Genomic DNA, 20,973 nt, shown 5'->3' on the forward strand with positions numbered 1-20,973 from the left:
GCGCCGCCCGGTCGGGGGCGAGTGCCCGCGCCCTATCCTGGAACGACGGACACACGCTCACAGAAGGGGACACGGGTGCCTGAGGGTCACACGCTGCACCGGCTGGCCGCGCACTTCGAGAAGACCTTCGGCGGCGGCACGGTGAGGGCCAGCAGCCCCCAGGGGCGCTTTGCCGAAGGTGCGGCCCGGATCGACGGCCGGGTCCTCACCGAGAGCGAGGCGCACGGCAAGCACCTGTTCCTGGGCTTCGACTCCGGCGAGTGGCTCCGCGTCCACCTCGGCCTCTACGGCGCCTGGTCCTTCGGGGACGCCGACGGCGAACGCCACCTGGGCGCCCCCCGCACCGAGGGAGCCGAACGCCTCGACCTGAGCCGCGACCCGGACGGCTTCGTGGTCCCGCCGGAGCCGGTGGGCGCCGTCCGCGTCCGCCTGGTCAACTCCTCGGGTTGGGCGGACCTGCGCGGCGCCTCGGCCTGCGAGGTCATCACCGTGGACGACAAGCACGCCGTCCAGGCCCGGCTGGGACCGGACCCGCTGCGCGCCGACGCCGACCCCGAACACGCCTGGCGGGTGGTGAGCCGGTCCCGCAGCAGCCTCGCGGTGCTCCTCATGCGCCAGGACGTCATCGCGGGCATCGGCAACATCTACCGGGCCGAGTCCCTCTTCCGCGCCGGGCTCGACCCCCTGACCCCCGGACGTGAACTCACCCGGGAACGCTGGGACGCTCTCTGGGCCGACCTCACCGGACTCCTGGAGGACGGCGTCCGGGACGGGTACATCATCACCACGCGGCCGGAGGACCGGCCCGACCCCGACGCGCGCCCGGTGCCCCGGCCCGACACGCTCTACGTCTGCTACCGGACCGGGGACCCCTGCCGCGTGTGCTCGTCTCCGGTCTCCGCCACCGAGCTGTCCGGGCGCACCCTGTACTGGTGCCCCGGCTGCCAGGGGTAGCCGAGCCGCGGAACCTCCCCCTCCGGTTCGCCCGGCCCCGCACCGCCGCCCGGAAATTGCCCGGGTGCCGGCCGCTCCCGTGGGTACAATCCCGTGTCGATCGCTTAACCGGTTCAGTGAAACGGGTGTTCGGAGCCCGGATCCCGGATCGGTGACGGGAGGAGAGAGGACGTGAGGGAAACACTGTGGGTGCTCTGATGCGGAGGCCGACGATCATGGACATCGCCCGCGCGGCGGGGGTGTCCAAGGGGGCGGTCTCCTACGCGCTCAACGGGCGCCCCGGGGTCTCCGAGGAGACCCGGAGGCGCATCCTGGACATCGCCCACGACCTGGGGTGGGCTCCCAGCAAGGCGGCCCGCGCGCTGTCCCCGGGCGGCCGGGTCGGCGCGGTCGGGCTGGTCGTGGACCGGCCGGCCCGCTCGCTCGGCATCGAACCGTTCTTCATGCAGCTGGTCTCCGGTATCGAGACGGAGCTCGCCTCGACCGGGGTGGACCTCCTGCTCCAGGTCACCGACGACGCCGGGGCGGAGCTGGAGGTGTACCGGCGGTGGGCCTCGGAGCGCCGGGTGGACGGGGTGGTGATGGTCGACCTGCGCGCGGACGACCCCCGGCCGGCCGCGGTCCGCTCCCTGGGCCTGCCCGCCGTGGTTCTGGGCGGCCCGGACGGCGTGGGAGGCCTGCCCTGCTTGTACACCGACGACGGCGCATCGGTCCGGGAGGTGGTCCACTACCTCGCGGCGCTCGGGCACCGGCGCGTCGCCCGGATCGCTGGGCCGGAGGAGCTGGTGCACACCCGGGTGCGCGGCGCCGCCTTCGAGGAGGCCGCCGCCGGCGCGGGCCTGTCCGGAGCGTACTCGGTGAACGCCGACTACACCGGGGAGGCGGGGACCCGGACCACCCGGCGCCTGCTGGCCTCCGCCAACCCGCCCTCCGCGCTGGTCTACGACAACGACCTGATGGCGGTGGCCGGGCTCGGCGTGGCGGGGGAGATGGGCGTGGACGTGCCCGGGCAGCTGTCGATCGTGGCGTGGGACGACTCCACGCTGTGCCGCCTGGTGCGGCCCTCACTGACGGCGATCAGCCGGGACGTGGTGGGTCACGGACGCCAGGTCGCGGCGATGCTCGCCCGGGTCCTGGACGAGGAGCGGGTGGAGAGCGAGGAGACTCCGGTGGGGGAGCTGCACCCACGGGGGAGCACGGGGGTGCTGGTGGGGGACCCTGAATCCGCTGTTACAAGCGGATAACACCGAAGTGTCGGGGATTGACGGGGTTCGCCGGTCCATGTTGTTGTTAACGTCACTTACCCGGTTCAGCAACGGTCCTTCGCTCCCTCTCTTGGGAGCGCTCCCAGCCTTTCGAGTCAGGATCGGCTTCCCCCCATACGAAGGGCCGACCGGGTGGAAGGAGGAGTCGAGATGAGATCTCTGAGGCTTCCCGCCGCTCTGGCGGCGCTGGTGCTGGTGGCCAGCGCGTGCTCGGGCGAGGGCGCAGGGGGCGATTCCGGGGGCTACCCCCGGAACGAGACGCTGTACACCACAGGTACCGCCTGGGGTCCCCCCACCAACTGGAACCCGATCATGGAGGGCAACTACGCGGTCGGGACCGTGGGTCTGGTCTACGAGCCGCTCTTCGTCTTCGACCCCAGCGAGGGCGCGTACACGCCCTGGTTGGCCGAGAGTGACGAGTGGCCGGACGAGAACACGCACGTCATCACCCTCCGCGACGGGGTCGAGTGGACCGACGGTGAACCCCTGGTCGCCCAGGACGTGGTCACCACTCTGGAGCTCGGGCACTTCGACATCCACTACAGCAACGTCTGGGACTACCTCGAAAGCGCCGAGGCCACCGGTGAGCGCGAGGTGACCCTCACCTTCTCCGACCCGCGCCCGCAGGAGTGGATGAACTGGGTGGCCAACCGTGCCATCGTCCCCGACCACATCTGGGCCGACAAGAGCCAGGAACAGGTCAACGACGACCCCAACCGCGACCCGGTCGGCACCGGTGCCTACGTCTACGAGAACCACGCGGACGACCGCATGGTCTGGCGGCGCAACGACGACTGGTGGGGCACCGAGGCCCTCGACCTGGAGATGAAGCCGACCTACATCGTGGACATCGTCAACGCGTCCAACGACGTCACGATGAACATGCTGAACAACCACGAGGTCGACCTCTCCAACAACTTCCTCCCCGGCATCGACCAGGTCATCAGCAACGACAACAACATCACCAGCTACTTCGCGGGCCCGCCCTACATGCAGTCCGCGAACACCGCCTGGCTCGTCCCCAACCACGAGCACCCCGCCCTCGGCGACCCCGAGTTCCGGCGGGCGCTGGCCCACGCCGTCGACACCAGCCAGATCGTCGAGGGCCCCTACACCAACCTCGTCGAGGCGGCCGACCCCACCGGCCTTCTCCCCCAGTGGGAGGAGTACATCGACCACGAACTGGTCGCGGACGAGGGCTTCACCTACGACTCCGGCGAGGCCGTGGCCATCCTTGAGGCGGCCGGCTACCTGGACGAGGACGGTGACGGCTTCGTCGAGACCCCCGACGGCGAACCCATCACCCTGTCGCTGGAGGTCCCCTCGGGCTGGAGCGACTGGATGGAGGCGGCCAACGTCATCGCCGAGAACGCGCAGGAGGTCGGGATCAAGGTCGAACCCGCCTTCCCCGAGCACGAACTGCTCATCGAGAACTTCCGCAAGGCGGAGTTCGACCTGATGATCAACAACGACCGGAGCCTCAGCAACACGCCCTGGACGTACTACGACTTCATCTTCCAGCTGCCGATCCGCGACCAGCAGACCACGGCCAACTACGCCCGGTACGAGAACGAGGAGGCCTGGGAGCTGACCGAACAGCTGGCCGCGACTCCCGCCGAGGACGCCGAGGGCATGGCCGCGATCACCTCCGACCTCCAGGGCATCTTCCTGGACGACCTGCCGATCATCCCGCTCTGGTACAACGGCATGTGGTCCCAGGCCAGCAACCAGGTGTGGACCAACTGGCCCAGTGAGGACGAGGGAACTCCCGACAACTTCGCCACCATGTGGAACAACATGTACCAGATGGGCGCGATCTACACCCTCGCCGAGATCGAACTGGCCGAATAGCGCACACGTGGGACGCTCCCCGCGCGGAGCGTCCCACCACCCGCGCTCCCACACCTGGAGGACACCCGTGTGGCGCTACATGGGCCGAAAGATCGGCATCTACGGCATCACCTTCGTCGTGGCGGTCACCATCAACTGGATGATCCCGCGCTTCATGCCGGGCGACCCCGTCCGGAGCATGCTCAGCAGGGCCTCGGTCTCCGACCCGGAGGCCCTGGAGCGGATGACCGCCTACTACAACGAGGTCTTCGGCCTCGACACCCCGCTCCACCAGCAGTACTTCAGCTTCTGGGCCGGTCTCTTCCGAGGTGACCTCGGGCTCAGCGTGTGGCTCTACCCGGAGCCCGTCACCGACGTCATCCTGCGGCACGTGCCCTTCACCCTGGCCCTGCTGCTCCCCGCCATCATCCTCAGCTGGATCATCGGCAACCGCTTCGGCGCCTTCGCGGCCCGGAGCAAGATCCTGGACAACACCGTCCTGCCGATCGGCTACATCCTCACCGCGATGCCCTACATGTGGATCGCGATGCTGCTGGCCTACTCGCTGTCGGTGGTCGGCGGCTTCTTCCCGACCGCGGGCGGGTACAGCTTCGCGCTCACGCCCTCATGGTCGTGGACGTTCATCTCGAACCTGATCTCCCACTGGTTCCTGCCGTTCCTGTCCATGTTCGTCGTGGCCCTGGGCGGCTGGGCGATCGGCATGCGCAACATGATCATCTACGAGCTGGAGGCGGACTACTCGAACTACCTCCAGGCACTGGGCGCCCCCCGCCGCCTGATCCGCCGCTACGCGTTCCGCAACGCGATGCTGCCGCAGATCACCGGACTCGCCGTCCAGCTGGGCACACTGATCGCCGGGGCGCTGCTCACGGAGATCGTCTTCAACTACCCCGGCCTGGGGACGCTGATCCTCAACTCGCTGAACAACCGCGACTTCTTCCTGCTCCAGGGGATCTTCCTGTTCGTGGTCATCGGCGTGCTGATCGCCAACTTCATCATCGACATCATCTACGTCCTGGTCGACCCGCGTACGCGCGTCCAGATGACGGGAGGCGCGTCATGAGCAACATCCCCGGGGCACCCGGGGCCACCGACACCGGAGGCGCCCCCGACGCGTCCGGCGAACGCAAGGTGTCCGAGACCCTGCACTTCGCCCGCCGCAACCCCAAGCTGCTCATCGGCTCGGGCATCGTGCTCACCCTCCTGGCGATCGGGCTCGTCGGCCCCCTGTTCATCGACCACGGTCCCAACGTCTACGTCGGCCCGCAGAGCCAGCCGCCCAGCTCCGAGTACTGGATGGGCACCACCACGTTCGGCCAGGACATCTGGGCCCAGTTCGTCTACGGTCTGCGCTCCACGTTCCTCACCGGCGTGCTCGGTGGCGGCATCGCGTTCATCGTCGGCACCACCGTCGGGTTCGTGGCCGGGTACAAGGGCGGGGTCGTCGACGAGATCCTGAACATGCTCACCAACGTCGTGCTGGTCCTGCCCGGCATGGTCGTGCTGATCGTCGCTGTCGCCTACCTCGACGTGCGCGGACTGGTCGTCCAGGCGCTGTTCATCGGACTGACGTCGTGGCCGTGGGCGGCCCGCGCGGTCCGCTCCCAGGCCCTGACCCTGGCCACTCGCGACTACGTGGACCTGGCCCGGCTCAGCGGACGGCGCACCTGGCGGATCATCACCAGCGAGATCGCCCCCAACATGAGCTCGTACCTGGTGATGTCGTTCATCCTGCTGTTCGGCGGGGCCGTTCTCATCGCGGCCGGGCTCGACTTCATCGGCCTGGGCCCGGCGGGCGGCGTCTCCCTCGGACTGATGCTGGAGAACGCCGGGGGGTGGAGCGCCCTCCAGCTCGGCATGTGGTGGTGGTTCGTTCCGCCGGGTGCCGGGATCACCCTCCTCGTCGGTTCGATGTACATCCTCAACGTCGGGTTGGACGAGGTCTTCAACCCCAAGCTGCGGGAGCTGTGAGATGACCCTGCGCGTCAACGACCTGAAGGTCTACTACCAGACCCTGCGCGGGGACGTCCACGCCCTCGACGGGGTGAGCTTCGACCTCGCGGACGGGGAGATCATGGGGCTGGCCGGGGAGTCCGGCTGCGGCAAGACCACCCTCGGCAAGAGCCTCATCCGGCTGGACGGCCGGATGCGGCACGTGGACGGCACCATCGAGCTGGACGGGAAGGACGTCCCCATCGCGGACGACCGCGCGATGAACCCGTTCCGCTACCACGAGATCTCGCTCGTCCCGCAGTACGCCATGAGCGCCCTCAACCCCACCCGCAAGATCGGGCGGATGATCGACGAGCTGCTGCGCGCACGCGGCGTGCGCCCGGCCAGCGTCGCCGAGGAGCTGAGGCGCCGACTGGAGCTGGTCGGACTCGACCCCGACGTCCTCAACCGGTTCCCGATCGAGTTGTCGGGCGGCATGAAGCAGCGGGTGGTCATGGTGATGGCCACCCTGCTCAACCCGTCCCTGCTCATCGCCGACGAGGCGACGTCGGCCCTGGACGTGTCGACCCAGCGGTCGGTGGCCGAGTCCATGGTGGAGTTCCGCGACCGCGGCTACGTCAAGAGCATGATCTTCGTGACCCACGACATCTCGCTGGTCTACCAGATGGCCGACACGGTCATGGTGATGTACGCGGGCCGGATCGCCGAGAAGGCCCCGGCGAGCACGATCATCAACGCACCGCGGCACCCCTACACCAAGATGCTCATCGGGGCGCTGCCGGAGGTCGGCACGACCACGGAGGACGCGCGGCTGGAAGGCATTCCCGGCACCCCGCCCGGACTGCTGAACCCGCCCACGGGCTGCCGGTTCAAGGACCGCTGCCCCATCGCCTCGGAGGAGTGCTCCGAGGTGCCGCCGCTGGTGGAGATCGACCCCGGCCACTGGGCCGCCTGCTGGAAGACGGGGAGGTAGCGCCGTGCTGGAACTGAGCCACGTGCACAAGGTGTACCGGGTGGGCGCGTTCGGCGGCGCGAAGCTGCGCGCGGTGCGCGACGTCAACCTCACCGTCAAGCCCGGCGAGGTCGTCTCGCTGATCGGGGAGAGCGGCAGCGGCAAGAGCACGATCGGCAAGATGGTGCTGGGCCTGACCCGGATCAGCTCCGGGAGTATTCGCTTCGAGGGTGCGGACGTCTCGCGGATCCGCGGGTTCTCCGCCAAGAAGGAGTACTACCGAAGGGTGCAGGGGGTCTTCCAGGACCCGTTCAGCTCCTTCAACCCGATCTTCAAGGCCGACCGTGTCTTCTCCATGATCCGCTCCTCCTACTTCCCCGAGATGTCGGACGCGGACTGGAGGGACAAGGTCCTGGCCGCGATCGGCACGGTCCGACTGGACCCGGAGAACGTGCTGAACAAGTACCCGCACCAGCTCAGCGGCGGGCAGCTGCAACGCCTGCTCATCGCGCGGGCGCTGCTGCTCGACATCAAGCTGCTGGTGGCTGACGAGATAATCAGCATGCTGGACGCCTCGACCCGCATCGACGTCCTCAACCTCCTGGGCGACCTCAAGGAGCGCGGCCTGGGCATCCTGTTCGTCACCCACGACCTGTCCTTGGGCAACTACGTCAGCGACCGGTCGGTGATCCTGCGCAAGGGCGCCATCGCGGAGATGGGGCCGACCCGCAGGGTGTTCGAGAACCCCCTGCACCCCTACAGCCGCCACCTGCTCTCGTGTGTGCCGCAGCTGCACCGCACCTGGGCGGAGGTGGACGCGGAGCTGGCCGCGAACCCGCCCGAGGACGTCGAGCTGCCCACCGTCGCGGACGGCGACGACTCCGCGCCGCTGGTGGAGGTAGAGAAGGGACACTTCGTCGGCATCGACCAGACCTGACCCCGGGGCCGGGCCCTCGCCGGGCCCGCCCCGGACCGAACACCGCGGTACCGGAGCGGTACCCAGGCAGTAGTGAGAGGGAGCGCGTATGACCTCCTGGTTCGACCTGTGCGAGGGCTGGACCCTGACGGCGGTGCCCCACGAGGGCTCCGTGCCGGACCCGGCCGCCGCGTTGGGAGGGGTCCCGGCCACCGTGCCGGGCTGTGTCCACACGGACCTCCTCGACCGGGGCCTGATCGAGGACCCCTACCTCGACGACAACGAGGACGGGCTCGGCTGGATCGGCCGCACGGACTGGAGGTACAGGCGCACCCTGGAGGGCCTGGACCCGTCGGTGGGGGCAGCCGAACGGGTGGACCTGGTCTGCGAGGGACTGGACACCGTCGCCGAAGTCCGGGTGGGCGGCCGGGAGGTCGGACGGACCGCCAACATGCACCGCTCGTACCGCTTCGACGTCACCGGGGCGCTGACCGAGGGCGGCCCGGCCCCCGAACTGGACGTGGTGTTCACGTCCCCCTACCGGTACGCGGAGGGGAACCGGGAGCGCATGGGCGCGCTGCCCGGCGCCTACGACGAGCCCTACCAGTTCATCCGGAAGATGGCCTGCAACTTCGGGTGGGACTGGGGGCCCACCGTGGTCACCTCCGGGATCTGGCGGCCGATCCGCCTGCACGCGTGGTCCACGGCGCGCCTGGCCTCGGTGCGGCCCCTGGTCTCGGTCTCCGACGACGGCTCCCTCGGCCGGGTCAGCGCCCACGTGGAGGTGGAGCGTACCGGGCCCGGCGCGGACCTCCCCCTCACCCTCACGGCGACGGTCGCCGGGGCCTCCGCGGTCGTCACCCTCGGACCGGGGCGGACGGAGGCGGTCCTGGACCTCGTGGTGACCGAACCCGCGCTCTGGTGGCCGCGCGGTCACGGCGACCAACCCCTGCACGACCTCGTGGTGGAGCTCTCCGGGGCCGGGCCGCGCACCCCCCCGCTCGACACGTGGGAGCGGCGGATCGGCTTCCGGAACGTGGCCGTGCGCAGTGAGCCCGACCGCGAGGGAACGGGCTTCGCCGTCCAGGTCAACGGCCGCGACGTACTGGTCAGGGGAGCCAACTGGATCCCCGACGACGCCTTCCCGAGCCGGATCGGCCGGGACCGCTACCGGGAACGCATCGAACAGGCCCGCGACGCCGGGATCAACCTGCTGCGGGTGTGGGGCGGAGGGATGTACGAGTCCGAGGACTTCTACGAACTCTGCTCGGAGTGCGGGATCCTCGTCTGGCAGGACTTCCTCTTCGCCTGCGCCGCCTACCCAGAGGACGAGCCGCTGGCCTCCGAGGTCGAGGCGGAGGCGCGCGAGGCGGTCGTCCGGCTGGCCCCGCACGCCAGCCTGGCGGTGTGGTGCGGCAACAACGAGAACATCTGGGGTCACGAGGACTGGGGGTGGAAGGAACGGTTGGATGGCCGCGCCTGGGGCGCCGGGTACTACCTGGACGTGCTGCCCCGCGCGGTGGCCGAACTCGACCCCACACGCCCCTACTGGCCGGGCAGCCCCTACTCCGAGGGCGAGGGGCTCCACCCCAACGCGGCCGAGCACGGCACCATGCACCTGTGGGACGTGTGGAACCAGGAGGACTACACCGTCTACCGCGACCACCGTCCCCGGTTCGCCGCCGAGTTCGGCTACCAGGCGCCGCCCGCGCACGCCACCCTGCGGGGCGCGGTCACCGACGACCCGCTCACCCCGACCTCCCCGGGCGTGCTGCACCACCAGAAGGCCGAGGACGGCAACGGCAAGCTCGCGCGCGGGCTCGCCGCGCACTTCGGGGACCGTGAGTGGGAGTACGACGACTGGCACTACCTCACGCAGGTCAACCAGGCGCGCGCCCTGACCGTGGGGATCGAGCACTTCAGGTCCACCTGGCCGTACTGCACCGGCACGGTGATGTGGCAGATCAACGACTGCTGGCCGGTCACATCGTGGGCGGCGGTCGACGGCGCGGGGCGTCGCAAGCCCCTGTGGTACGCGCTGCGGCGCGTGTACGCGGACCGGGTGGCGACGGTCCAGCCCGCCCCGGGCGGGCTGGACGTGGTCCTCGGTAACGACACCGACGAGGAGTGGACCACCGAGGTGACCCTCGCGCGTCGGGACACCGCCACCGGGAGGGCACTGGCGGCCTCCACGCACGAGGTGCGGGTGGCGCCGCGTGGCGCGCTGCGCGTACCGGTGCCCTCGGGGCTCGCCGAGCCGGGAGAGCCCGCCCGCGAGGTGCTGACCGTCGACGGCGTGGGGGAGCGGGCGTGGTGGTTCTTCTCCCGCGATCTCGACCTGGAGTACCGAAAGCCCGAATTCGATGTGGAAACACGGGTGGACGGTTCCGATTTGCGGGTGACGGTCCGTGCTCGCGTGCTCTTGCGGGATCTGGTCCTGAACGTCGACAGACTCGATCCGGGAGTGAGCGTGGACAGCGCTCTGGTGACGCTGCTGCCCGACGAGTCGCACACCTTCACTGTGGTGGGCGGTGCGGCTCTCGACCCGGGGGCCGTGACGGAGCCACCCGTGCTGAGGTGCGTCAACGACGCCCTGGTGAACCCTGGGTGATGTGCGTGTGACACTCCGGTGGTCGCCACAGGGATCACACGCGTTCCCCGCCCGGCCCGTCGGTATTCCTCGACGGGCCGTGCGGGTTGCCACATCGAAAACCCTCGCCACCCGACGCGGCTGTGGTACCTTCAAAGAAGATTGTTAGTCGTTGAATTTCGCAGTTGGTGTCTTGCCCGCGGAGTTTGTGACCGGCGGGCGGTTTCTCTTGGAGTCGGCTCGCGGCAATTTTCGGGCGTGTGAGTATGCGTCCGTGTACACCGAGCTGAAGGAGAAAACATGGCTCAGGGAACTGTGAAGTGGTTCAACGGCGAGAAGGGCTTCGGCTTCATCTCCCCCGACGACGGTGGCCCCGACGCCTTCGTTCACTACAGCGCCATCCAGGGCACGGGCTTCCGTAACCTGGAGGAGAACCAGCGCGTGGAGTTCGAGATCGTCGCTGGCACCCGCGGCCCGCAGGCCGAGAACGTCGTCGCGATCTAAGACCGCATAGACGTAGCGATGTCGCCCCTCGTGGGCGTGAACGTCGCTGAACGCCCCCGGAGAGTTCGTCTCTCCGGGGGCGTTCGCGTGTCCGGGGTACGGGCGCCGCCCGTCCGGCGGCGGTCCCGGGGCCCCGAGGGTCAACCCCGGTCGCACGCGAGGGACCCCGGGGCCGTCACTGACGGCCCCGGGGTCCCGGTGTGTGTGAGGAGCCTTCCCCGAGGGCTCACGGCCCTCCTGTGGGGGCTCAGGCCTCCAGGACGGCGCGGGTGCGCTCGCGCACCTCGGGTGTGTCCAGGCCCCGCACGGTGACAGTGGTCCGGCGGCGCAGCGCGTCGTCGACGGTCACGGCCCACTCGCGGTCGCGGGCGAACACGACCTGTGCCCAGACGTCCGGACCGTCCGGGTGGATGCGCTCGCCCAGCTCCGGCTGGTCGCGCACCAGGCCGGCGATGTCCAGGGCCAGGCTTCCGTAGTGCGACGCCAGGTGCCGGGCCACCAGCGGGTCCAGGCGGGCACCCGGATCGCGGTCGATGATCAGGCGCTGGGCGACCGCGTCGGGGCTGGCCAGACCGGGCAGCGGCACGGTCCGCAGTGGGTCGGCCATGTCCTCGGCCAGCGGCACCGCCGACACCTTGCGCAGCTCCTCCAGGACGGTCCGGCCGATGTGCCGGTAGGTCGTCCACTTGCCACCGGCCACCGAGAGCATGCCTCCCCGCCCCTGGGTGACCACGGTCTCCCGCTTGGCGGAGCTGGTGTCCCCGGGGCCCCCGGGCAGCACGCGCAGCCCCGCGAACGAATAGGTCATGCGGTCGCGGTCGAGGTAGGAGGCGTCGATGCCCAGCGCGGCCTCCCCGAGGATCTGGTCGACGTCGGAGGGGACCACGCCCACCTCGGCCGGGTCGTCCTCGTAGGACTCGTCAGTGGTGCCGAGGAGCAGGTGGCCCTCCCACGGGATGGCGAACGACACCCGGTACTTGTCCACCGGGATGGTGAGCGCGGCCCTCCACGGGTCGGGGGTGCTCAGCACCAGGTGGGCGCCCTTGGACAGCCGCACACTGGGCGACGCGGCGGCGTCCTCCATCCGGCGCAGGTGGTCGACCCAGGGTCCGGTGGCGTTGAGGACCAGGCGCGCGTCGATTCCGAAGTCGTCGCCGTTCACCCGGTCGTGCAGGTCGGCGCCGGTCACCCGGCCGCGCGTGGTCCGCAGCCCCCGGACCTCGGCGTGGTTGAGCACCACGGCCCCGGCGTCCACGGCGGCCCGGACGGTCATGACCGCCATGCGGCTGTCGTTCATCTGGTGGTCGCTGTAGGCGGCCACCGACTTGAGCCCCTCGGTGCGCAGTCCCGGCGCCAGTCGCTTGGCCTGGAGCGGCGAGAGCAGGCGGCCCATACCGTCGCCGAAGGCGGACAGCGCGGAGTAGAGGAAGACGCCCGCTCCCATCTTGGCGGCGCCGTGCGGTCCCCCGGAGTAGACGGGGACGAGGAACGGCCGGTGGTTGACGAGGTGCGGGGCCACGTCGGAGGCGAGCGAACGCCGCTCCTTGTGGTTCTCCGCGACCAGGCGCAGGTTGCCGGTCTGGAGGTAGCGCAGTCCGCCGTGCACGAGCTTGGACGAGGCGCTGGAGGTGGCTCCGGCGAAGTCGCCCGCGTCCACCATGGCCACGCGCAGGCCCGCCTGGGTGGCGGTCCAGGCGACGGAGGTGCCGAGGATTCCGCCGCCGATGACGAGGAGGTCGAAGGTGCCCCGGGTGAGTTCCTCGCGCGTGCGCGCTCGGTGGGTTCGGGCGTCACTGCGGTGGGCGCTGGCGGTCATGGCTGGTGCTCCGTCCGTTGGGGAGGGGGGCGTTACCGCACGTACCTGAACGGGCTCCACGTTTCAGGTGGGTGTCGTACGCATAATACGACAATGCCGAACGATTCAGGAGATCGGCGCCACGGTTACGGGAATCGGGGCTGGAGGAGCGGGGTTGTGCGGGTTCCCGTGAGGACTGGTGTGACTCTGGGGGGTCGGGTGGTCGCTGGTTGTCCACTGCGGTTCGGCATTGTCGAACTGGTGTGGAGGGAGCCGGACCAGACACCCGATACGCGATCCAGTGGAGCGGCGCACTGCCGGGCATGTCGTACCAAGGCGTGACAGGCGGAGTTCGTCCCCACAGGAGGCTGGAATCCGGGATCGAGAAAGCTGGTTTCCCGATTCCTCGATCGAGATGGATGTCTGGACTTCGAGTTCCCCGGATTGTCCCGCTTGGGAGGCATCTCCGGTCCTACGATGAACCCCATCATGGCCACTAGGTACTCACCCACGATCCGGCGGCGCCGGCTCTCCGCCGAACTGCGGCGGGTGCGGCTCGCCGCCCGCAAGACCAGCGAAGAGGCCGCGGCGGCCGCTGGCCTGTCCAAGTCCACCTACTCCAACATCGAGTCCGGGGTCAAGAAACGGCCCAGCGTTCCGGAGATCAGGGCGATCCTGGACGCCTGCGAGGTCCCCCGGGGGAGAGAGTTCGACGAGATCCTCGACCTGTGCCGACAGTCCCTGGAACGCGGCTGGTGGTCCCGGTACCGCGACGTGCTCGCGGCCCGGTTCGTCGGATTCGAGACCGAGGCGAGACGCATCACGTCCTGGCAGCCCGTCGTGATCCCGGGACTCCTCCAGGTCCCGGAGTACATGAGGGTCGCCGCACAGGCCTGCCTGGCCAACCCCCAGGAGATCCGCCGGGACATCGACGCCCGGATGACCCGCCAGCGCATCCTGGAGGACCAGGACCCTCCCGAGCTGTGCGCGATCTTCGACGAGGGCGCCCTGCTGCGTCTGCACGACCACCCCGAGGTCCGTCGGGCCCAGGTCAAACACATCCTGGAGATGGCCCAACGGCCCAACGTCACCGTGCAGATGACCCGGGCCGCCAAACTCAACCCCGGGGCCGGGGGCTCCTGCGTGATCCTGGAGTTCCCCCACGCCATCGACCCCACGGTGGTCTACCTGGAGACCGCCACGGACGGCATCTACCTGGAGGAACCGGACGAGGTCGCCCGCTACCAGCAGCTGGTCAACCACCTCAGACTGGTGGCGCTGCGGCCCGGGGAGACCCTCGACTACCTGGAGGAGTTCCACCTGGGCCCGTGAAGGGTCCCGTGAACGCCGGAGGGCGCCCGGCCGCGGCCGGGCGCCCCAACGAGCGCGGGTGGTGACCCGGTTCAGGTACCGAAGCCGGTCAGGTGCCAGATCCAGGCACCGATCACACCACCGACGAGGGGGCCGACCACCGGGATCCAGGCGTACCCCCAGTCGGACGAGCCCTTGCCCGGGATGGGCAGGAGCGCGTGCGCGATACGGGGACCGAGGTCACGGGCCGGGTTGATGGCGTACCCGGTCGGGCCACCGAGCGACAGGCCGATCGCCAGCACCAGCAGACCGACCAGCAGCGGAGCCAGTCCGTGCGCGAACATGGCGGACAGGTCGGCGTCGCCCTTGGTGACCGACCCCTCGTTGCCGCCGATTCCGAGGACACCCAGCACCAGCATCGCGGTGCCGATGATCTCCGTGGTGAGGTTGGCTACGGGGTTGCGCACCCCGGGCGCCGTGCTGAAGACACCGAGCTTGGCCTCGGAGTCGTCGGTGATCCTCCAGTGCGCGAAGTAGGCCAGGAAGACCAGGCAGGCACCGACGATGGCACCCAACAGCTGGGAGATGATGTAGCCGGGCACCAGCGCCCACTCGAACTCGCCGATGCTGGCCAGGCCGAGCGTGACGGCCGGGTTGATGTGGCCGCCGGAGACGGCGCCGACGACGTAGACCGCCATCGCGACCGCCATACCCCAGCCGAACGTCACCACGATCCAGCCCCCTGCGAGGGCCTTGGAACGGGCGAGTGAGACGCCGGCGACGACACCGCCGCCGAGCAGGATCAGGATGGCCGTACCGACGAACTCCGCCAGGTACACCGACATGTTTTCCATGGAGACCTCCGCCCCGTGACGGGGCTGCCGAGATGGATGGGCCGGACACCTCCCGGTGTCCGGGGTCCGCGCCACGGGCCCCTGGTGACGGGGGAGCCCCGGGAACGCGGTCGTCGCGAGGGCCGGTTCACCCGGGGCGGGTCGCTCGCGTGACCGACCCGGCCCCCCGCCGGCCCGGTGCTACTTGGCGTCCTCGTGCTCCACCCAGCCAAGGGTGCGCTGCACGGCCTTGTTCCAGTTGTGGTACTCGCGGTCCCGGACCGCGGGCTCCATCCGGGGGTTCCACTCGGCGGCCTTGTGCCAGTTGGCGCGCAGGGTCTCGATGTCGGGCCAGTAGCCGACCGCCAGACCGGCGGCGTACGCCGCGCCCAGACAGGTGGTCTCGGCGACCATCGGCCGCACGACCTCGGCGTCGAGCACGTCGGAGAGGATCTGCATGAGCAGATTGTCCGCGGTCATGCCGCCGTCGACCTTCAGCGTGGTGAGGTCGATCTGGGAGTCGGCGTTCATGGCGTCGACGACCTCGCGGGTCTGCCAGGCCGAGGCCTCCAGGACCGCGCGGGCGATGTGGCCCTTGTTCACGTAGCCGGTCAGCCCGGCGATCACGCCCCGGGCGTCGCTGCGCCAGTGCGGGGCGAACAGGCCGGAGAAGGCCGGGACGATGTAGCAGCCGCCGTTGTCGTCGACGGTCCGCGCGAGCGTCTCGATCTCGGGCGCGGAGGAGATCAGGCCCAGGCTGTCGCGGAGCCACTGCACCAGGGAGCCGGTGACCGCGATGGAGCCCTCGAGGGCGTACACGGCGGGGGCGTCGCCGATCTTGTAGCCCAGCGTGGTGAGCAGGCCGTTGTTCGAGGTCACGGGCTCGGTTCCGGTGTTCATCACCAGGAACGTGCCGGTGCCGTAGGTGCCCTTGACGTCGCCCGGGTCGAAGCAGGTCTGGCCGAACAGGGCGGCGTGCTGGTCGCCCAGCGAGGAGGCCACGGGGGTACCCGCCAGGTAGCCGGTGGACTCGCCGTAGACCTCCGAGGAGGAACGGATCTCCGGCAGCAGGCTGGCCGGGATCTCCATGGCCTCCAGGACCTCGGGGTCCCAGTCGAGAGTGGCCAGGTTCATCAGCATGGTGCGGCTGGCGTTGGTGACGTCCGTGACGTGGCGGCCGGTCAGCTTCCAGATGAGCCAGGTGTCCATGGTGCCGAACAGCAGTTCGCCGCGCTCGGCGCGCTCCCGGACACCGTCCACGTTGTCCAGCAGCCAGCGGATCTTGGGCCCGGAGAAGTAGGTGGCGAGGGGGAGGCCGCACTTGGGGCGGAAGCGGTCCTGGCCGCCGTCGGCGCCGAGCTCGCGCACGATGTCGTCGGTGCGGGTGTCCTGCCAGACGATGGCGTTGTAGACCGGTTCGCCGGTCTCCCGGTCCCAGAGCAGGGTGGTCTCACGCTGGTTGGTGATGCCGATGGCGGCGATCTGGTCGGGCGTGATGTCGCTCTTGCGAAGGGACTCCTGGACCACGGCCTCGACGTTGGTCCAGATCTCCAGCGCGTCGTGCTCCACCCAACCGGGCTTCGGGAAGATCTGTCGGTGCTCTCGTTGGTCGACCGAGACGATGCGTCCGTCCCGGTCGAAGAGGATGCAGCGACTCGACGTGGTGCCCTGGTCGATCGCGGCGACGTACTGCTGACTCATCGGTGCTCGCCTTCAGGTGGACGGCTCTGGATTGGGGTGGGAATCGGTGTGATCGGCGGTGCTCACCGAACGATGTACGACATTGACGTATGAATAGGCGATAGTTTCAACCGTTTTTCCTTCCCATGTCAAGGCCGTGTGACGCAATCGTGTTGCGTGGATCACGCGGTCGCGCGGACACTGTCTCAGGACGGGCGCGGACGCGGAAAGCACCACTCCGGGCGCTGACCCAAAGTGGGGCGAAGCGGTGACCGCCATTGGTCCCGCCGTTGCCCGGCGGGCATGGGAAGGCGTGTGAAGGCGCGCGGCGGCCCGGAGGCACGCGGCCGGGGGAGGGGGTGCGAAGCCCGGGAGGAGCGGGTGAGGCAGGGCTCAGTAGGGTGTGACGCCCAGCTCGCGGGAGATGGCCCGGGCGGCGTCACGCACGTAGGAGACCTGCTCCATGTCGGGCTTGCCGTCCTCACCGCGCAGGCGCTCGACGGCGCCCCGGACCCCGATGGCGCCGACGGTCACCCCCCGACGGTCGCGGATGGGGGCGGCGATGGAGACCTCGCCGTCCACCAGTTCCTCGGCCTCCCAGCCCCAGCCGTTGTCGCGGATCTCCGACAACTGGCCCTCCAGCGTCGCCATCGACGTCACGGTGTGGCGCGTGAAGGCGGTCAGCTCGACGGGGGAGTCGGTCTCCACGGCGGAGACCTCCTCGGGCACGGCCAGGGGGTCGAAGGCCATCAGGACCTTGCCGAGGGCGCTCGAGTGCAGCGGCAGCAGGGTGCCCACGTCCAGGGTCTGCCGGGAGGAGTCCGGGCGGAAGACGTGGTGGACCACCAGGACCTGGTGCTTGTGCAGAGTGCCGATGCGCACGCTCTCGCTGCTGCGCGAGGCCAGGGTGTCCGCCCAGTTCAGGGCGCGGGTGCGGAGTTCGTTCCCGTCCAGATAGCGGGTGCCCAGGCTGAGCATCCCGCCGCCCAGGCGGTAGCGGCCCGACTCCGGGTCCTGCTCCACGAACCCCACGTGCTGGAGGGTGCGCAAGATGCCCAGGGCGGTGCCCTTGGGCAGTTCCAGGGAGCGGGAGACCTCGGCCAGACTCAGTCCGCGGGCGCCACTGGCCAGGAGCCGGAGGATGGCGGCGGCGCGTTCGATGGACTGGATTCTTCCCGGCATTGCGGTGCTACCACTCTCTAGTACGACAATGTCATACGCCCGATGCTACTACGCGATGTGATGCGCAACACCTGTCGGCGCCCCGGGTTCGCACGTGATCGGCCAAGTCTACCGACGCGGCACCGCGCTGACCTGCGGTCGTTCACATCAGACCGACGCGGCCGCCCTGGTGATCGCCTTCGCCGCTTCCTCGACGTCGCTGTCGGTGATCTCCTGGCGCAGCACCAGCCGTACGCGGGCACCCCCGCCGATCGCCCGGACCCCCTCGGCGGCGATGGCCTCCAGGTACCGTCCGGCCCGACCCTCCGGGGTGGTCAGCAGCACCATGTTGGTCCGGGCCTCGACCGACACCCCCGGCAGGCCCTCCAGCCGCCCGGCCAGCCGGGCGGCGCGCTCGTGGTCCTCGACCAGTCGCTCCCGGTGGTGGCGCAGCGCGTGCAGCGCGCCCGCCGCGATGATCCCCGCCTGACGCATGCCCGCGCCCAGCAGTTTGCGGCCGCGCCGGGCGCGCCGGACCGTGTCGGTGTCACCGACCAGTGCCGAGCCCACCGGGGCGCCCAGGCCCTTGGAGAAGCAGACCGACACGGTGTCGAACCCGGCGGCCACCTCGGCGGGGGAGGCCCCCAGGTGGACGGCGGCGTTCCAGAGCCGGGCCCCGTCCAGGTGGGCCCGAAGACCGTGCGCGTGCGCGAAGTCCGTCACCCGGCGCTGCTCGGCGAGGGGCACCACCTGCCCCGAGAAGGTGTTCTCCAGCCACACCAGGGCGGGGTCGGCCCGGTGCACGTCGCCGACGCCCGCCATCCACGACTCCAACAGTTCCTGGGGCGGGAACGGCTCACCCGAGTACAGCCGGGGCAGGGCGCGGGCGAGCACCACGGTGGCCCCCTGTTCGTCGCCGATGAGGTGGTGGTGCTCGTGCGCCCACACCTCCTCGCCGCTGCGGGTGGACACGTACAGGCCGAGCTGGTTGGCCATGTGGCCGGAGGGCACGTACAGCGCGGCCTCCCGGCCCAGGAGGGCGGCGGTCTCCTCCTCCAGCGCGCGCACGGTGGGGTCCTCGCCGAAGACGTCGTCACCCACCTCGGCCTCGGCCATGGCCCGGCGCATCGCGGGGGTGGGGTGGGTCAGGGTGTCGGAACGCAGGTCGATCAAGGTTCCTCCTCGGCGTGGGGTGCGCCCACGACGATACTGCGCGGGCCCCACGGAACCCGGACCGGGCCGGTGCGGACGGGCTTGCGCCTCAAGCGGCTTGAGGCACCACAGTGGTCCCCATGAACCACGAAGAGCTGTACCCCATAGGAGACGCCGCGCGCCGCAGCGGGCTGAGCGTCAGCGCGGTCCGGTACTACGCGGACGCCGGGGTCGTGCGACCCACGGGCGTGAACGCGTCCGGGCACCGGATGTACGACGTCGACGCCATCGCCGGGCTGGAACTCGTCCGTACCCTGCGCGAGCTGGACACCGACCTGAGCGAGATCCGGAGGCTGCTCGCCGGCGAGGCGACCCTGCACGGCGTGCTCGTGACCCACCTGGGGATCGTCGAGCGGCGGGAGCGCACCCTGAGGGCCAGGCGGGCGGTGCTCAGGGCCCTGATCAGCCAGGGGGGTGAGACGGCACGGGCCGACCTGATGCACCGACTGGTGACGATGACCGACGAGGAGCGCGAGCGGACCATCGACGACTTCTGGAACGACGTCGCGGAGGGGCTCGACGTGCCGGACGGGTTCGTCGACCGGTTGCGCGCGATGCGCCCGGTCCTGCCCGAGGAGCCCACCGCCGCACAGCTGGAGGCCTGGATCACCCTGGCCGACCTGGTGCGGGACCGGGAGTTCCGCGACGCGGTCCACGCCCACCTCCGGGACACCTACTCGGCCCCCGAGGCACGGACGATGGCCACCGAGCCGTTCCAGTCCTTCATCCACGACAGCGGGGCGCCCCTCATGGAGGACCTCCTCGCCGCCTACCGTGCTGGGGAGTCCCCCCGGTCCCCACGCGCGCAGTCGGCCGTCACACGCTTCATGGAGGCGGCGGTCGCCCTGTCCGACACCCCGCTCACCCCGGCGGTGCGTGCCCGGATGGCCGACGGGTTCCGTCAGGTCCCCGACCTCCTGCGCCGGATCGCCGAGGAGGACGCGGTCTCCGAGGGGCCCGTCTACGACGACACCCACGGCCGGTACCTGGCCCTGGTGGCCGTCATCAACGGTGTTCCCGAGGACCGCGACGAGGACCCGACTCCCTACGTCTGGATCGCCGACGCCATGAGTGCCACCGTCACCGGCTCCTGAGGGCGACGGTCCGGTCGCCGACGGCCAGGGGGCGGCCGGGCCTGCCCTGGCGGATCAGGCCTCCTCCAACAGCGTCAGGTAGGCGTCCGTGTCATGGAGGGCGTGCAGCCGGTACCAGGCGTCCAGGGCGCGCGGGCTGAGCAGGCCGAGCCGGGCCAGGGCCGCCCGCGCGAACTCGACCGGGGCGCTGGCGCCCGCGGTGACCAGGTCCCCGTCGGTGACGGTCAGCTCCTCCCGGTAGCGGTGGCTGCCCGCGTACCCGGTGCCCAGCAGGTAGTCGGGGGCGGAGCTGGTGTGGTCGCGGTGATCGAGGAGCCCCTCCCTGGCCAGCCCGGCGGTCGCGCCGCCGATGGCCGCCACCGGGATCCCGGCGTCCAGGAGGATGCCCGCCGCCGAGGCCAGGGGCGCCAGCGACTCCGGATCGTCGTCCCAGTCAGGCGATCCGGGCAGCAGGAGCATCGCGCTGGTGGAGGGCTTGAACTGGGGGAGTGTGAGGTCGGGGAGCACCGTGAGGCCGCCCGCCGTGGTCACGGGTGCCCCGGTGAGCCCCACGGTGACGACAGGGAGGCTGCCGGTTCGGTGCGGACCGAGTCCCTCCCGCACCTGCGCGACGGTGTGGCCGTAGTGCCAGTCGGCCATCCGGTCGTAAACGGCGAGGTGCAGAGAGGGGGTGGGCTCAGCGCTCATGGCATGAGGTTGGGGTCTGGGTGGGTGGGGTGTCAATCTCCGCGCACCGTGGACGGCACATCGGTCCCACAAGTGACCCGTTCTATCCGCTGGTGACGTGGAGATGCGGTCCGGTGTACTTCGGGCTTTCCTGTCCTGATCTGCGTCGCACCGGCATGTGTGTCGTGGGTCACACTCACAAAATCGATAGCGGTGTTCACAGATGCTCACAAATG

Annotated in this window: 17 protein-coding genes; 11 read left to right on the plus strand and 6 right to left on the minus strand. The window is 70.1% G+C overall.

Annotation, left to right across the window (positions count from 1 at the left end):
- The first annotated feature begins 75 nt into the window (after nucleotides 1–75).
- The 9 genes from BDW27_RS16250 (at nucleotide 76) to BDW27_RS16290 (ending at nucleotide 10,985) form a co-directional block, all read left to right on the plus strand.
- A complete protein-coding gene (locus tag BDW27_RS16250) occupies nucleotides 76–954 on the plus strand; it encodes an Fpg/Nei family DNA glycosylase (RefSeq protein WP_110050012.1) in 879 nt (292 codons plus the stop codon).
- A gap of 197 nt (nucleotides 955–1,151) precedes the next feature.
- Nucleotides 1,152–2,198, plus strand: a complete 1,047-nt coding sequence (locus BDW27_RS16255; protein ID WP_110050013.1) for a LacI family DNA-binding transcriptional regulator — start codon at nucleotides 1,152–1,154, stop codon at nucleotides 2,196–2,198.
- Between the two features lie 171 nt (nucleotides 2,199–2,369).
- The gene (locus BDW27_RS16260; RefSeq protein WP_199560669.1) at nucleotides 2,370–4,070 is read left to right on the plus strand and encodes an ABC transporter substrate-binding protein; all 1,701 of its coding nucleotides are present in this window, start codon (nucleotides 2,370–2,372) and stop codon (nucleotides 4,068–4,070) included.
- Between the two features lie 67 nt (nucleotides 4,071–4,137).
- Nucleotides 4,138–5,133: an ABC transporter permease gene (locus tag BDW27_RS16265; RefSeq protein WP_110050017.1), complete on the plus strand. Its 996-nt coding sequence runs from the start codon at nucleotides 4,138–4,140 to the stop codon at nucleotides 5,131–5,133.
- Entirely contained in the window at nucleotides 5,130–6,041 is a 912-nt protein-coding gene (locus BDW27_RS16270) for an ABC transporter permease (RefSeq protein WP_110050019.1), read from the plus strand. The genes BDW27_RS16265 and BDW27_RS16270 overlap by 4 nt, the downstream gene beginning before the upstream one ends.
- 1 nt (nucleotide 6,042) lies before the next feature.
- Complete coding sequence (locus BDW27_RS16275; protein WP_017542566.1) at nucleotides 6,043–6,996, plus strand: ABC transporter ATP-binding protein; 954 nt, start codon at nucleotides 6,043–6,045, stop codon at nucleotides 6,994–6,996.
- Between the two features lie 4 nt (nucleotides 6,997–7,000).
- Nucleotides 7,001–7,912, plus strand: coding sequence for an ATP-binding cassette domain-containing protein (locus BDW27_RS16280; RefSeq protein WP_110050021.1), 912 nt, complete (start codon nucleotides 7,001–7,003; stop codon nucleotides 7,910–7,912).
- 88 nt (nucleotides 7,913–8,000) lie between these two features.
- Nucleotides 8,001–10,502 carry a glycoside hydrolase family 2 protein gene (locus tag BDW27_RS16285; protein WP_110050023.1) on the plus strand — a complete coding sequence of 834 codons (2,502 nt, stop codon included), beginning with the start codon at nucleotides 8,001–8,003 and terminating at the stop codon, nucleotides 10,500–10,502.
- A gap of 279 nt (nucleotides 10,503–10,781) precedes the next feature.
- On the plus strand, nucleotides 10,782–10,985 hold the full coding sequence (locus tag BDW27_RS16290) for a cold-shock protein (RefSeq protein WP_014912876.1): 204 nt from the start codon (nucleotides 10,782–10,784) through the stop codon (nucleotides 10,983–10,985).
- Nucleotides 10,986–11,232: 247 nt separating this feature from the next.
- Here BDW27_RS16290 and BDW27_RS16295 read toward each other — a convergent pair whose 3' ends face one another.
- Nucleotides 11,233–12,801: a glycerol-3-phosphate dehydrogenase/oxidase gene (locus tag BDW27_RS16295; RefSeq protein ID WP_110050025.1), complete on the minus strand. Its 1,569-nt coding sequence runs from the start codon at nucleotides 12,799–12,801 to the stop codon at nucleotides 11,233–11,235.
- A gap of 456 nt (nucleotides 12,802–13,257) precedes the next feature.
- Between BDW27_RS16295 and BDW27_RS16300 the strand changes: the two genes are divergently transcribed.
- A complete protein-coding gene (locus BDW27_RS16300; protein WP_110050027.1) occupies nucleotides 13,258–14,112 on the plus strand; it encodes a helix-turn-helix transcriptional regulator in 855 nt (284 codons plus the stop codon).
- A gap of 71 nt (nucleotides 14,113–14,183) precedes the next feature.
- Here BDW27_RS16300 and BDW27_RS16305 read toward each other — a convergent pair whose 3' ends face one another.
- From BDW27_RS16305 to BDW27_RS16320, 4 genes are all read right to left on the minus strand, one after another.
- A complete protein-coding gene (locus tag BDW27_RS16305; RefSeq protein WP_026128909.1) occupies nucleotides 14,184–14,945 on the minus strand; it encodes an MIP/aquaporin family protein in 762 nt (253 codons plus the stop codon).
- A 180-nt stretch (nucleotides 14,946–15,125) separates the two neighbouring features.
- On the minus strand, nucleotides 15,126–16,625 hold the full coding sequence (glpK, locus tag BDW27_RS16310) for a glycerol kinase GlpK (RefSeq protein ID WP_017542572.1): 1,500 nt from the start codon (nucleotides 16,623–16,625) through the stop codon (nucleotides 15,126–15,128).
- A gap of 372 nt (nucleotides 16,626–16,997) precedes the next feature.
- Complete coding sequence (locus BDW27_RS16315; RefSeq protein WP_110050029.1) at nucleotides 16,998–17,786, minus strand: IclR family transcriptional regulator; 789 nt, start codon at nucleotides 17,784–17,786, stop codon at nucleotides 16,998–17,000.
- Between the two features lie 147 nt (nucleotides 17,787–17,933).
- Complete coding sequence (locus BDW27_RS16320) at nucleotides 17,934–18,938, minus strand: low specificity L-threonine aldolase (RefSeq protein ID WP_017542574.1); 1,005 nt, start codon at nucleotides 18,936–18,938, stop codon at nucleotides 17,934–17,936.
- A 119-nt stretch (nucleotides 18,939–19,057) separates the two neighbouring features.
- On the opposite strand from BDW27_RS16320, the gene BDW27_RS16325 reads away from it, so the two are divergent.
- Nucleotides 19,058–20,071 carry a MerR family transcriptional regulator gene (locus BDW27_RS16325; protein ID WP_110050031.1) on the plus strand — a complete coding sequence of 338 codons (1,014 nt, stop codon included), beginning with the start codon at nucleotides 19,058–19,060 and terminating at the stop codon, nucleotides 20,069–20,071.
- Nucleotides 20,072–20,125: 54 nt separating this feature from the next.
- Here BDW27_RS16325 and BDW27_RS16330 read toward each other — a convergent pair whose 3' ends face one another.
- Nucleotides 20,126–20,758, minus strand: a complete 633-nt coding sequence (locus tag BDW27_RS16330) for a DJ-1/PfpI family protein (RefSeq protein ID WP_110050032.1) — start codon at nucleotides 20,756–20,758, stop codon at nucleotides 20,126–20,128.
- Nucleotides 20,759–20,973: the final 215 nt, after the last annotated feature.

The sequence above is a fragment of the Nocardiopsis sp. L17-MgMaSL7 genome, assembly GCF_003182025.1.
Classification (GTDB): Bacteria; Actinomycetota; Actinomycetes; order Streptosporangiales; family Streptosporangiaceae; genus Nocardiopsis; species Nocardiopsis prasina.

Bases quoted from the DNA above. Each gene is read 5' to 3' on its own strand.
- BDW27_RS16300 (WP_110050027.1), top strand. From the start codon at position 13,258: ATGAACCCCATCATGGCCACTAGGTACTCACCCACGATCCGGCGGCGC.
- BDW27_RS16330 (WP_110050032.1), bottom strand. From the start codon at position 20,758: ATGAGCGCTGAGCCCACCCCCTCTCTGCACCTCGCCGTTTACGACCGG.
- BDW27_RS16290 (WP_014912876.1), top strand. From the start codon at position 10,782: ATGGCTCAGGGAACTGTGAAGTGGTTCAACGGCGAGAAGGGCTTCGGC.
- BDW27_RS16260 (WP_199560669.1), top strand. From the start codon at position 2,370: ATGAGATCTCTGAGGCTTCCCGCCGCTCTGGCGGCGCTGGTGCTGGTG.
- glpK (WP_017542572.1), bottom strand. From the start codon at position 16,625: ATGAGTCAGCAGTACGTCGCCGCGATCGACCAGGGCACCACGTCGAGT.
- BDW27_RS16255 (WP_110050013.1), top strand. From the start codon at position 1,152: ATGCGGAGGCCGACGATCATGGACATCGCCCGCGCGGCGGGGGTGTCC.
- BDW27_RS16285 (WP_110050023.1), top strand. From the start codon at position 8,001: ATGACCTCCTGGTTCGACCTGTGCGAGGGCTGGACCCTGACGGCGGTG.
- BDW27_RS16315 (WP_110050029.1), bottom strand. From the start codon at position 17,786: ATGCCGGGAAGAATCCAGTCCATCGAACGCGCCGCCGCCATCCTCCGG.
- BDW27_RS16305 (WP_026128909.1), bottom strand. From the start codon at position 14,945: ATGGAAAACATGTCGGTGTACCTGGCGGAGTTCGTCGGTACGGCCATC.
- BDW27_RS16295 (WP_110050025.1), bottom strand. From the start codon at position 12,801: ATGACCGCCAGCGCCCACCGCAGTGACGCCCGAACCCACCGAGCGCGC.
- BDW27_RS16270 (WP_110050019.1), top strand. From the start codon at position 5,130: ATGAGCAACATCCCCGGGGCACCCGGGGCCACCGACACCGGAGGCGCC.
- BDW27_RS16275 (WP_017542566.1), top strand. From the start codon at position 6,043: ATGACCCTGCGCGTCAACGACCTGAAGGTCTACTACCAGACCCTGCGC.
- BDW27_RS16325 (WP_110050031.1), top strand. From the start codon at position 19,058: ATGAACCACGAAGAGCTGTACCCCATAGGAGACGCCGCGCGCCGCAGC.